Source organism: Kangsaoukella pontilimi (assembly GCF_009830125.1).
Classification (GTDB): Bacteria; Pseudomonadota; Alphaproteobacteria; order Rhodobacterales; family Rhodobacteraceae; genus Kangsaoukella; species Kangsaoukella pontilimi.
On record NZ_WUPT01000004.1, the window covers coordinates 84837 to 96610 of the forward strand.

At 63.1% G+C, this 11774-nt stretch carries 15 protein-coding genes; 4 read left to right on the forward strand and 11 right to left on the reverse strand.

Going from position 1 to position 11774, the window contains the following annotated elements:
• Positions 1-116: 116 nt before the first annotated feature.
• From GQ651_RS17560 to GQ651_RS17605, 10 genes are all read right to left on the reverse strand, one after another.
• A complete protein-coding gene (locus GQ651_RS17560; protein ID WP_160765588.1) occupies positions 117-446 on the reverse strand; it encodes a hypothetical protein in 330 nt (109 codons plus the stop codon).
• Complete coding sequence (locus GQ651_RS17565) at positions 443-874, reverse strand: DUF3052 domain-containing protein (protein WP_160765589.1); 432 nt, start codon at positions 872-874, stop codon at positions 443-445. The genes GQ651_RS17560 and GQ651_RS17565 overlap by 4 nt, the downstream gene beginning before the upstream one ends.
• The gene (locus GQ651_RS17570; RefSeq protein ID WP_160765590.1) at positions 874-1161 is read right to left on the reverse strand and encodes a hypothetical protein; all 288 of its coding nucleotides are present in this window, start codon (positions 1159-1161) and stop codon (positions 874-876) included. The genes GQ651_RS17565 and GQ651_RS17570 overlap by 1 nt, the downstream gene beginning before the upstream one ends.
• Positions 1158-2960, reverse strand: coding sequence for a succinate dehydrogenase flavoprotein subunit (sdhA, locus tag GQ651_RS17575; protein ID WP_160765591.1), 1803 nt, complete (start codon positions 2958-2960; stop codon positions 1158-1160). The genes GQ651_RS17570 and sdhA overlap by 4 nt, the downstream gene beginning before the upstream one ends.
• A gap of 9 nt (positions 2961-2969) precedes the next feature.
• Positions 2970-3341 (reverse strand): succinate dehydrogenase, hydrophobic membrane anchor protein, encoded by a 372-nt coding sequence (gene sdhD / locus GQ651_RS17580; protein ID WP_160765592.1) that lies wholly within the window; start codon positions 3339-3341, stop codon positions 2970-2972.
• Between the two features lie 13 nt (positions 3342-3354).
• Entirely contained in the window at positions 3355-3738 is a 384-nt protein-coding gene (gene sdhC / locus GQ651_RS17585; RefSeq protein ID WP_160765593.1) for a succinate dehydrogenase, cytochrome b556 subunit, read from the reverse strand.
• 205 nt (positions 3739-3943) lie between these two features.
• A complete protein-coding gene (locus tag GQ651_RS17590; RefSeq protein WP_160765594.1) occupies positions 3944-4378 on the reverse strand; it encodes a DoxX family protein in 435 nt (144 codons plus the stop codon).
• Between the two features lie 89 nt (positions 4379-4467).
• Positions 4468-5496 (reverse strand): MaoC family dehydratase, encoded by a 1029-nt coding sequence (locus tag GQ651_RS17595; RefSeq protein WP_160765595.1) that lies wholly within the window; start codon positions 5494-5496, stop codon positions 4468-4470.
• A gap of 1 nt (position 5497) precedes the next feature.
• Positions 5498-6058, reverse strand: a complete 561-nt coding sequence (locus GQ651_RS17600) for an NnrU family protein (RefSeq protein WP_160765596.1) — start codon at positions 6056-6058, stop codon at positions 5498-5500.
• Positions 6055-6909, reverse strand: a complete 855-nt coding sequence (locus tag GQ651_RS17605) for an HpcH/HpaI aldolase/citrate lyase family protein (protein ID WP_160765597.1) — start codon at positions 6907-6909, stop codon at positions 6055-6057. The genes GQ651_RS17600 and GQ651_RS17605 overlap by 4 nt, the downstream gene beginning before the upstream one ends.
• A gap of 198 nt (positions 6910-7107) precedes the next feature.
• Here GQ651_RS17605 and GQ651_RS17610 point away from each other — a divergent pair, with 198 nt between their 5' ends.
• Positions 7108-7413 carry a hypothetical protein gene (locus GQ651_RS17610; RefSeq protein ID WP_160765598.1) on the forward strand — a complete coding sequence of 102 codons (306 nt, stop codon included), beginning with the start codon at positions 7108-7110 and terminating at the stop codon, positions 7411-7413.
• Here the strand turns inward: GQ651_RS17610 and GQ651_RS17615 are convergent.
• The gene (locus GQ651_RS17615; RefSeq protein ID WP_160765632.1) at positions 7410-8126 is read right to left on the reverse strand and encodes a sulfite exporter TauE/SafE family protein; all 717 of its coding nucleotides are present in this window, start codon (positions 8124-8126) and stop codon (positions 7410-7412) included. The genes GQ651_RS17610 and GQ651_RS17615 overlap by 4 nt on opposite strands.
• A gap of 179 nt (positions 8127-8305) precedes the next feature.
• On the opposite strand from GQ651_RS17615, the gene mdh reads away from it, so the two are divergent.
• The 3 genes from mdh (at position 8306) to sucD (ending at position 11742) form a co-directional block, all read left to right on the forward strand.
• Positions 8306-9268, forward strand: coding sequence for a malate dehydrogenase (gene mdh / locus GQ651_RS17620; protein WP_160765599.1), 963 nt, complete (start codon positions 8306-8308; stop codon positions 9266-9268).
• Between the two features lie 393 nt (positions 9269-9661).
• Positions 9662-10855: an ADP-forming succinate--CoA ligase subunit beta gene (sucC, locus tag GQ651_RS17625; protein WP_160765600.1), complete on the forward strand. Its 1194-nt coding sequence runs from the start codon at positions 9662-9664 to the stop codon at positions 10853-10855.
• A 5-nt stretch (positions 10856-10860) separates the two neighbouring features.
• Positions 10861-11742: a succinate--CoA ligase subunit alpha gene (gene sucD / locus GQ651_RS17630; RefSeq protein ID WP_160765601.1), complete on the forward strand. Its 882-nt coding sequence runs from the start codon at positions 10861-10863 to the stop codon at positions 11740-11742.
• Positions 11743-11774: the final 32 nt, after the last annotated feature.

Sequence of the window (11774 nt, forward strand, 5' to 3'; positions counted from 1 at the left end):
GACAAACCTCCGTCTGCATTTTCTGGCGGCGCGGTCGGCCTTGTAAGGCCTGCCTCCCGCGTGCCGCTGAAGTTCCGGGCCACTCAGGAGCCCGATATGTTTCGTATCCCGCCGCATCAGCGGATCATCCCGGTCGCGATGGCAAGTGCTGCCCCTTCGCGCACCAGACACTCGATCGTCGCGGGCCGCTGCACGATGTCGGCCACAACCTCGACCGTGGACGCGGTCGGCCCGGTCACGGCATCGGCGGCGAGGACAAGGATCTCCCGGCTCGACGCATTGTCGATCACGCAGTCGGTAGCACCCTCCAACGGAACGCCGGGGAAGCGTTCGGCCAGAACCGGGCGAACGGCTTGTTTCGCGGCATCCCGGGCCAGCTGATCCTGAGACGCCTGCGTGCAGGCGGTGAGGGTCAGCAGAATGGCGGCAAACGCGAAAGTTCTCATGCCCGGTGTTCCTTTCGAATAACGAGTTTCAGCCCGGACCAGACCGTATCGACCGCGCAGACCTTCACATCTACAAGCACATCCGCCAGAGCGCTTTTGCGGATGACATCTTCGGTGACATCTGTAGGCACCTTGGACGCCTTCTTGGGCCAGCTCATCCAGATCATCCCGTCAGGCGCAATCCTGTCTCGAAGCGCGGGCGTTGCGGCGTCGACCGTCGCGGCGCTGTCGGTGAAGAGATGCACATAATCGAGGTCTCGCCCTATGATCTCGGTCCAGTCCCCAACGCTTTCAACCGACCGATAGGCGCGCGCCCTGAGCAGGTCGGCCAGATGCGCCGGGAGGCCCGAAAAGGCCACCGCCTGACCGTCTTTCAGGCCCAGCTTCTTCGGCAGAGGCGTGCCGGAATATCCCGTTGCGGCCACCATCAGGGCTCAAGCACCAGCGGTCGGATCGGCCCCTGACCCGACTTCTGACGCACGCATTGGTCATAGACCTCGTATGGATCGCGGCCGTAAAGATAGTCGGACGTTATGCCCACCTCGAAACCGCCACGCACCTTGCCGTCGGAATTGATTCCGACACCGACTTCACCCGTGGGGCCCGTCGCGGCGCGTGCGCGCTCTTCGCACATGCGGGCCGCAGCCTCGGGCGAGACCGGACCGCAGGCGGCGAGCAGCGCCGCCGCGAGGGGTATCGCGGCGAGCGATCTCAATAGACGCGTGCCTTGGGTGCGATCTTCTTGAGATCGATACCGCCAGCTTCGGCGTCGCTGAGCGGGTCCAGATGCACCGGGCGATAGTCCAGTTCGACCTTGCCGTTGACCCATGCCAGCGAGTGCTTGCGCCAGGTTTCGTCGTCACGGTCGGGATAGTCCTCATGCGCATGGGCGCCCCGGCTTTCCTTGCGCGCCTCGGCGCTGACGACCGTGGCCAGCGCGTTGGGCAGAAGGTTGGTCAGCTCGAGCGTTTCCATCAGGTCCGAGTTCCAGACCATCGAACGGTCGGTGACGCTGATGTCGTCCAGCTTGGCGGCGACGGCGTACATCTTCTCGACACCTTCGGCGAGCGTCTTGTCCGTACGGAACACAGCCGCGTCGGCCTGCATCGTCTTCTGCATCTCAAGGCGCAGCTCCGCCGTGGCGACGTTGCCCTTGGCGTGGCGCAGCCCGTCGAACCGGTCGAGCGCCTTGTCGATGCTGGCGGTGTTCAGCGTCGGATTGGGCGCGTTCGGGTCCACGACCTGCCCGGCCTTGATCGCGGCCGCGCGGCCGAAGACCACAAGGTCGATCAGGCTGTTCGAGCCAAGACGGTTCGCACCGTGAACGCTTGCGCAACCGGCTTCGCCTACGGCCATAAGGCCCGGCGCGATCCGGTCGGGATCGTCCTGGGTCGGGTTCAGAACCTCGCCCCAGTAGTTCGTCGGAATACCGCCCATGTTGTAGTGCACCGTCGGCAGAACCGGGATCGGCTCCTTCGTGACGTCGACACCGGCGAAGATGCGCGCGCTCTCCGAGATACCCGGCAGGCGTTCGGCAAGAGTCGCGGGCGGCAGGTGGTTCAGGTGCAGATGGATGTGATCACCGTCCGCACCGACGCCCCGGCCTTCACGGATTTCCATGGTCATGCAGCGCGAGACGACGTCACGGCTGGCAAGGTCCTTGTAGGTGGGCGCGTAGCGCTCCATGAAGCGCTCGCCTTCGGAGTTGGTCAGGTAACCGCCCTCGCCCCGCGCACCTTCCGTGATGAGGCAGCCGGCGCCATAGATGCCGGTCGGGTGGAACTGAACGAACTCCATGTCCTGAAGCGGCAGACCCGCGCGAGCCACCATGCCGCCACCGTCGCCGGTGCAGGTATGGGCGGACGTCGCCGAGAAATAGGCCCGGCCATAGCCGCCGGTGGCCAGAACCGTCATCTTGGCGTTGAAGACATGAAGCGAGCCGTCTTCGAGGTTCCACGCCAGTACGCCCTGGCACTGGCCGTCCTCGGACATGATGAGGTCGATCGCGAAATACTCGATATAGAATTCCGCGTTGTTCTTCAGCGACTGTCCATAGAGCGTGTGCAGGATGGCGTGGCCGGTGCGGTCGGCTGCGGCGCAGGTGCGCTGCACCGGGGGGCCTTCACCGAACTCGGTGGTGTGGCCGCCGAAGGGACGCTGATAGATCTTGCCCTCTTCCGTCCGGCTGAACGGCACGCCGTAGTGCTCAAGCTCGTAGACCGCTTTGGGTGCCTCTCGGGCGAGGTACTCCATCGCGTCCGTATCACCCAGCCAGTCCGACCCCTTGACCGTGTCGTACATATGCCACTGCCAGTGGTCCGGCCCCATGTTGCCCAGCGACGCCGCGATGCCGCCTTGGGCCGCAACCGTATGCGAGCGGGTCGGGAACACCTTGGTGATGCACGCCGTGCGCAGACCCTGCTCGGCCATGCCGAGGGTTGCGCGCAGGCCGGACCCGCCGGCGCCGACGACGATGCAGTCGTATTCGTGTGTTTCGTATTCGTAAGCGGCCATGAGCCCCCCTCAGAGTGCGATCTTGGCGATGGCGAACAGGGCCGTCGCGGCCGCGCCATAGCTGAGACAAATCATCAAGATGATAGCGATTTTCCGGGCCAGACCGTGGACGTAATCCTCGATCAGCACCTGCACGCCGCTCTTGAAATGCATGAAGCCCACCGCCAGCGTCAGCGCTGCCACGATGGCCGGGAAGGGCCGCGAGAAATAGGCGACGACCGCATCATGCGGCTCGCCCAGCATCGGCCCAAAGGTGAAAACGAAAAGCGGGGTCAGGATCAGGAGCGCAACCGACGACTTGGTCATTGCCCAGTGATGCTCGGTCCCCTCGCGGGCCGAGCCCATGCCGACGGCGCGCTTCAGATCGGTCAGATATGCCATGCGAGAGCCCTCCTCAGACCGCGACGAGCGTGATCAGCGTCAGCACGAGCGACCCGCCGATGACCGCAAGACCGAGCTTTTCGGCAACTGGCACTTCAAGTCCGCGCCCCGTGTCCCAAATAAGGTGCCGGACGCCAGCCAGTGCGTGGTACCAGAGCGCCCAGACCGACAGCGCCATGACGAGATCACCGAACCAGGACGTGATGACCGCATCGGCGGTGGCGAAGGCCTCGGGTCCGGTTGCAGCCGCCAAAAACCACCAGACGATCAGAAGTGCCGCGACCAAAAGGGCATTGCCCGTGATACGCGTCAGGATCGAAGTCATCGAGGTCAGTTGCGGGCGGTAAATCGTCAGATGCGGCGAGAGGGGGCGGTTGCCCCTATTCACATCGGCCATGTGTTTTCCCTTCCGTTGCTTGCCTAATGAATAACGGTTTTTCGGGAAGTGTCACGCCATCAGGGCGCGGCGTTTTGCCTTTTAACGCTCACAATCGAAGGAAATTTCCCTAATGTGATCACACATTGGAAAACAGTGATCACAAATACTGAAACGACTCGGGGCCGCCCATCTGGACGGCCCCGGCACGAGGGAATTTGGCTTATCAGGCCTTGTTGCCACGAAGCGCGAAGAACAGACCCGTGGCAAGAAGCAGCGTCTGGAACTCCATGCCGCCGAAGGGATGGCTTTCAGAAGGCATGTTGCTCCACTGGCCCCAGTGGACGAGGTAGATCGCGCCGACCATCGTCACGGCGATCGCAACGCCCGAGAGGCGGCTCGTCAGATCACCGATGGCGTTCGGGATGAAACGCCCGGCGATGATGCCGGCACCGGCGGCGATTTCGGCAAGGGCGACCAGTAGCCAGAGAGCGTAGGGCAGCCCCATCCACTCGGCGCCTGCAGCGATGTTCGGAAACTTGTCGAGGCCGTGGTAGATGAACGTGCCGGCCAGAGACAGGCGGATCAGGATATCGGCGCCGCCCACGGTGGGCAGGCTGAGCGCGGTCGAGTTCGTGGAATTGGTGGTCGTGGTGGTCATTATAAGTGCTCCGTCAGAAGTGATCTGACGAGCCAGATATTTCCGCACCTAAAATCAGTCAAAGCGCAGATTATGCGCGCAAACGCACATTAAGTCGGTATCAGCACCCAGTAGTCGAGGTCCAGCAACACGCCGTCAGCGTATTTGCCGTCTTCGCCCCTGAGTGAGCAGGCCGGAGCCCCGGCCTTCTGAGCAACCAGCCTCAGCCTCAGCGCTCCGACGGATGGCACAGCTGTCTCGGCCTTGTCCAGAACCTCGGACCAGGCGGTGACGGTGTCGCCCGCGAAACAGGGCGAGACATGCGCGCCGCCATTCAAAGCGGCAATGATCTGCGCATTGGCCAGCCCGTTAAAGGACAGCGCCCGCGCAAGGCTGATCACGTGCCCGCCATAGATCAGGCGGCGGCCGTCCTCGCGGTTGGTGGCGTCGAAATGGACCTTGGCCGTGTTCTGCCAGAGGCGCGTCGCCATCATGTGCTCGGCTTCCTCGATGGTGACCCGGTCGACATGATCGATCCGTTCTCCGATCCCGTAGTCTCCCCAGCGATGCGGCTCGCCCGCCAACGTGAAATCGTAGGCCGCGAAGTCCAGCCCCTCGGGCACCACCAGAGCCGCTGGCGCGACGACATCGGGCAGGTCCGGCACAACGGTTTCGGGGGCGGGCGCCTCGGGGTCACGCTTGCGCACCATGACCCAACGTACGTAATCCAGAACCTCTTCGCCGCGCTGGTTACGGCCCGTCGTCCGCACCCAGACCACGCCGTTCTTGCCGCTTGAGTTCTGCTTCAGCCCGATCACGCGCGACTGCGCCGTCAGGCTGTCGCCGGGATAAACCGGTCGCAGCCACCGGCCATCGGCGTAGCCCAGATTGGCCACGGCGTTCAGCGAGATGTCAGGCACCGTCTTGCCGAAGACGGTGTGGAACACGATCAGATCGTCAATGGGGCCGGACAGACCGCAGTCACGGGCAAATGCCTCGCACGAATGCAGTGCGTGGCGCGCGGGATAAAGCGCGTGATAGAGCGCCTTCTCGCCGCCGGCGAGCGTGCGCGGCACGGCGTGCTCGATCACCTCTCCGACGGTGTAGTCCTCGAAGAAGCGGCCCGGATTGGTCTTCACATCATCCTCCGAACGGGAAATAGCCCAGCCAGGTGTGGATGCCCGCGATCACCCCGTAGATCACGAGCGAAATGATCGCGAGGCGCATATCGCCCATGGCGCTGCCGCCGTCGAAGGGGACGTAGGAATGCGCTGCGCGGTTGATCAGCGGCATCTCGATCAGTGCCCAGACGGCGATCCAGCCGAAAAGCACGATGGACGCCGTGTCTCCGTTGACCAGAAGATGCGCCACCGCCCAGATCACCGTGCCCCAGAGCATCGGGTGGCGGAAATACCGGCGGAGACGGCTTTTCGAGTTTCCGAGACCAAAAAGCGCGACCGCAACCAGCATGAGCAGATTGTTGATGCCGGTGGTGGCGGGCGAGCGGCCCCAGAGGAATTCGGTTTCCGCCCCGCGGTAGCCGATGACCATCAGGACAACTGATAAGAGCAAAACGACCGCAAAAAGGCCCTTGGACGCGTCGCCCATCCTGTCCTGAAGCGCCTGTCTTGGACCCGGTGCGATCCGCTTGAATAGATGAGCCACCGTCCAGAGGATCAGCCCGAGAATAAGAAGTGTCATGACGTCTCCCTTGCCCGGATGGCGCCGGCGCGGGCGAGCGTCTTTCGGGCGGTCTCAATATGCAGGTTCTCGACGATCTTGCCGTCGACAACGGCCACACCTTCGCCTCGCCGGACGGCCTCGTCAAAGGCCTCGATCTGCTTTTCCGCCAGTGCGACTTCTTCGTCACCGGGCGCGAACACGGAATTGGCGATCTCGATCTGAGCCGGATGGATCAGCGTCTTCCCGTCCATACCCCAGGCGCGGCCCTGAACGCATTCGGCGGCCAGACCTTCGGCATCCTTGAAGGCGTTGTAAACTCCATCGACACAGACGATCCCTGCCGCCCGCGCCGCCGCAAGGCAAAGCTGTATGGTCGTCAGCATCGGAGAACGGTCCCCGCCGGTTGCGCAGCCCAGTTCCTTGGCGAGGTCGTTTGTGCCGAGGACAAAGCCCGCGACAGCGGTGTGGTCGGCTATTGCAAGTGCATTCAGCGCGCCCCGTGGCGTCTCCATCATGCACCAGAGCGGTTTGCCCGGGACAAGGGCCGCAAGGGCATCGACCAGCCCGGGGCTATCGACCTTGGGCAGAAGCACGCCGTCACAGTCCATCCCGGCGACCGCTTCGGCATCGTCGCGGCCCCAGTCGGTATCGAGCCCGTTGATCCGGACGATTCGCTGTCGGTGACCATAGCCGCCGATCCGCAGCTCTTCCGCCAAGGCTGCGCGTGCCGCCGGTTTCTCATCGGGTGACACGGCATCTTCGAGGTCAAAGATGATGGCGTCGGCATCCAGACCGCGTGCCTTGTCCATCGCGCGCGCTCGCGAGGCGGGAATGTAAAGCACTGACCGGTAAAGAGCTTCCGCAGCCATGATTCGATCCTCTCGCAAGATTCTTGCGCGAAACTGCACCGCAGCGCAGCAATCCGCAAGGGAATTCGCTGCGCTGCGGCAAGAGCGCCGCGACTGCACATGACGACCGTTCGGCGCGTTAACCAGATTTTCCGGTTTCACGGCGCAGTCTGATCCCGCCTTCTCAAACGGGCCGGAAACCGGCCGGAAAGGACCAGAATGTCGATCAGAACGCTCGCACTTGCCGCCGCCGCAGCCCTCGCTCTGCCTCAGGCTGCTGCCGCCCAACAGAACTGCGGCCCCCGTGTCGCCGTCATGGAACGGCTTCAGAACCACTATGGCGAGACGCGTCAGTCCATCGGAATGGCGGCCCAAAACCGCGTAGTCGAGGTATTCGCGTCGGGCGAAACCGGGACGTGGACGATCACCGTGACTCTGCCGAACGGGATGATGTGCCTTGTCGCCAGCGGCCAGTCCTTCGAGACGCTGAGCGAGGCGCCAAAGCCCGCCGGCAAGCCCAGCTAGGTCAGCGCGTCCCAGATCAGCTTCGTCCCCGTTGTGACGAGCAGGATGTAAGTGACCGCGAAAAAGGCGCGCTCCGGAATTGAGCGGTGCGCGACGACGCCAAGCCAGACGCCGACCACCGCAGCGGGGATCAGGAAAAGCCCCGCGCGCAGCGTCTCGACGGTGATCATGCCGAGGATGCCGTAGGGTACCGCCTTGGCAAGATTGATGACCCAGAAAACGATGACCGTCGTAGCCTGATACTCGGTCTTTCCCATGCCTTTCGATAGCAGATAGACCGTTGCGGGCGGGCCGCCGGCATGGCTGACGAAGCTGGTGAACCCGGCCGCCACGCCCGCCACCAGCCCGGCCATGGGGCCGCCGTCCTTGGACAATCGCAGATTTGTGCCGAGGAGCTTGAACAGAACGAAACCAATGGCAATCGCACCGATTAGGACGCGGATCGTATCCTCGTCGACCGCCGACCAGAAGGCTGCGCCCAGCGCGACGCCGGGTAACCCGCCGAGGATCAGAAGCCGGGTGGCGCCTGCGTCCCACTGCCGCCAATAGGGCCTGAGCGTCAGCACGTCCATCAGCATCAAGAGCGGCAGCATCAGCCCGATCGCCTGTTCGGGCTCGAGGATCAGCGCGAGGAACGGCGCTGCCGCGAATGCCGCGCCCGAGCCGAACCCCGCTTTCGAGATCCCTGCAAAGATGACGGCCGGCACGGCCATCGCGAAGAAGAGCGGATCGAGTGTCACATGCTGCCGGTTTCTTGTCCTTGCCCCGTCATAGCCCGCGCCCCAGCCCTGCGGAAGTGCGCGATGCCCGACAGCCTCTCTTGCCAGTCCGGGCGCTGACCGCTAGGCATCGCACCGGAACGAATGTGGACAACGGATCGGAGACATATCTCATGGCCAGACCCAAGATCGCGCTGATCGGCGCAGGTCAGATTGGCGGCACGCTCGCTCACCTTGCCGCGCTGAAGGAACTCGGGGACGTCGTCCTGTTCGACATTGCCGAGGGTACCCCGCAGGGCAAGGCGCTCGACATCGCCGAGGCCGGCCCGTCGGAAGGTTTCGACGCCAGCCTCAAGGGCACCACGGATTACGCCGATATCGCGGGTGCAGATGTGTGCATCGTCACCGCCGGTGTGCCGCGCAAGCCCGGCATGAGCCGCGATGACCTTCTTGGAATCAACCTGAAGGTCATGAAATCGGTCGGCGAAGGCATCAAGACCCACGCGCCGAATGCCTTCGTGATCTGCATCACCAACCCGCTCGACGCGATGGTCTGGGCGCTCCGCGAATATTCCGGCCTGCCGCACAACATGGTCTGCGGCATGGCGGGCGTTCTGGACTCCGCCCGCTTCCGCCACTTCCTCAGCCTCGAATTCGAAGTGTCGATGAAGGACGTCACCGCCTTCGTCCTCGGCGGCCATGGCGACACGATGGTGCCGTCGGTGCGCTATTCCACGGTGGCCGGCATCCCGCTGCCCGATCTGGTCGAGATGGGCTGGACCACGCAGGAGAAGCTTGACGCGATCGTTCAGCGCACCCGTGATGGCGGCGCCGAAATCGTCGGCCTTCTGGGCAACGGTTCGGCATATTACGCACCGGCAACCAGCGCCATCGAGATGGCCGAGGCCTATCTCAAGGATCAGAAGCGCGTTTTGCCCTGTGCGGCGAATGTCGACGGCGCCTATGGGCTGAAGGGCATGTACGTGGGCGTGCCCACCGTAATCGGCGCCGGCGGCATCGAGCGCGTCATCGAAATCAGCCTTTCGAAGGACGAAAAGGCCATGTTCGAGAAATCCGTGGATGCGGTGAAGGGCCTGGTTGAGGCCTGCAAGGGGATCGACGGCGGCCTCGGCTGATGATCCCCCTGTTCCAGAGATAACTCGCCTTCTGAATGGCCCGCGCTCGAGCATCCTCGGCGCGGGCTTTTTCGTCTTATCGCCTCAGCATCGGCCTACTGTTTTCTCAGTTCCTGAGTATCCGAGTGCAGATACCCGTCGGCACCCGTCGCGGAAATAGGTCGGAGGACATGGTGCGCCTGGTTTCTCCCGCAAGCTTAGGCGAATACCAAAACATTCAAAGAATCAAAGCTGGAGGCGTCCGCGTACGCTTTGTGATCACACTTTTTTTGACTGTGATCACAAAAAGCGATTTTTCGCACCCTTTGGTCGCAGTGAGATGCTTTTCCCTTTGTTCACAGCAGTTGAACATGCGATGCGGTCTTTAACGACTGAACGAAAAGGGGACCGGACGTGAATATTCATGAATACCAGGCCAAGGCACTCTTGCGCGATTATGGCGCGCCGGTGTCCGACGGACGGGCGGTACTCCGCGCCGAAGAAGCCAAGACCGCCGCAGGGGGTCTGGATGGTCCGCTCTGGGTGGTGAAGGCACAGATTCACGCAGGCGGTCGCGGCAAGGGAAGTTTCAAGGAGGCCGATGCGGGCGATGCCGGCGGCGTCAGGCTTGCCAAGTCGGTCGAAGAAGCCGCCGACGAGGCCAAGAAGATGCTGGGCCGCACGCTGGTGACCAAGCAGACCGGCCCCGCAGGCAAGCAGGTCAACCGTATCTACATCGAAGACGGCTCGGGCATCGAAACCGAAATGTACCTCGCCCTTCTGGTCGACCGTCAGACGAGCCGCATCTCCTTCGTCGCCTCGACGGAAGGCGGCATGGACATCGAAGAGGTTGCCGAGAAGACGCCAGAGAAGATTCTGTCCTTCAGCGTCGACCCCGCCACCGGGTACCAGCCGTTCCACGGCCGCCGCATTGCCTTTTCGCTCGGTCTCGAAGGGCCGCAGATCAAGCAATGCGTTCAACTCATGGGCACGCTCTACAAGCTCTTCGTGGACAAGGACATGGAGATGCTCGAGATCAACCCGCTGATCGTGACCGACAAGGGCGATCTGAAATGCCTCGACGCCAAGATGGGCTTCGACGGCAACGCGCTCTACCGTCATCCCGACATCATCGCGCTGCGTGACGAGACCGAGGAAGACCCCAAGGAACTCGCCGCGTCGAAATTCGACCTGAATTACATCGCGCTCGATGGTGAGATCGGTTGCATGGTGAACGGCGCGGGTCTGGCCATGGCGACGATGGACATCATCAAGCTCTATGGTGCCGAGCCTGCGAACTTCCTTGATGTTGGCGGTGGTGCCACCAAGGAAAAAGTCACCGAGGCGTTCAAGATCATTACGTCGGACCCGAACGTCAAAGGCATCCTTGTCAACATCTTCGGCGGCATCATGCGCTGCGACGTCATCGCCGAGGGCGTGGTCGCGGCGGTGAAGGAAGTAGGCCTCAAGGTGCCGCTGGTCGTGCGCCTCGAAGGCACCAACGTCGAAAAGGGCAAGGACATCATCAACAACTCGGGTCTGGATGTCATCGCGGCGGACGATCTGAAGGACGGCGCGCAGAAGATCGTCAAAGCGGTGAAGGGGTAACAGACATGGCCGTACTCGTAGACAAAGACACAAAGGTCATCTGTCAGGGCTTTACCGGCTCTCAGGGCACCTTTCACTCGGAACAGGCGATTGCCTATGGCACGCAGATGGTCGGCGGGGTTACCCCCGGCAAGGGCGGGCAGTCGCATCTCGAACTGCCGGTCTTCAACTCCTGCCACGAAGCCGTGGCGGCGACCGGCGCGAATGCCTCGGTGATCTACGTGCCGCCCCCGTTTGCGGCGGATTCGATCCTGGAAGCCATCGACGCCGAGATTCCGCTCGTCGTCTGCATCACCGAGGGCATTCCGGTCCTCGACATGATGAAGGTGAAGCGCGCGCTCGAGACATCATCCACCACGCTCATCGGCCCGAACTGCCCTGGCGTCATCACGCCGGACGCCTGCAAGATCGGCATCATGCCGGGCCATATCCACAAGCGCGGCTCCGTTGGTGTCGTCAGCCGTTCCGGCACGCTGACCTACGAGGCGGTCAAGCAGACCACGGATGTGGGCCTTGGACAGTCGACCTGCGTCGGCATCGGCGGCGACCCGATCAAGGGGACCGAGCATATCGACGTGCTGGAATGGTTCCTCGCCGATGACGAGACGCAGTCGATCATCATGATCGGCGAGATCGGCGGTTCGGCCGAAGAAGAGGCCGCGCAATTCCTGAAGGACGAGGCCAAACGCGGACGGTCGAAACCGACCGCTGGCTTCATTGCCGGCCGCACGGCGCCTCCGGGCCGCCGCATGGGCCACGCTGGCGCGATCGTCGCCGGTGGCAAGGGCGGTGCCGAGGACAAGATCGAAGCCATGCGCTCGGCCGGTATCGTCGTGGCCGAAAGCCCGGCGGGTCTGGGCGAGGCCGTTCTGGAGGCGATTGGTTAGGACCTGTCAAGGCGCGCGGACATTAACCGTCC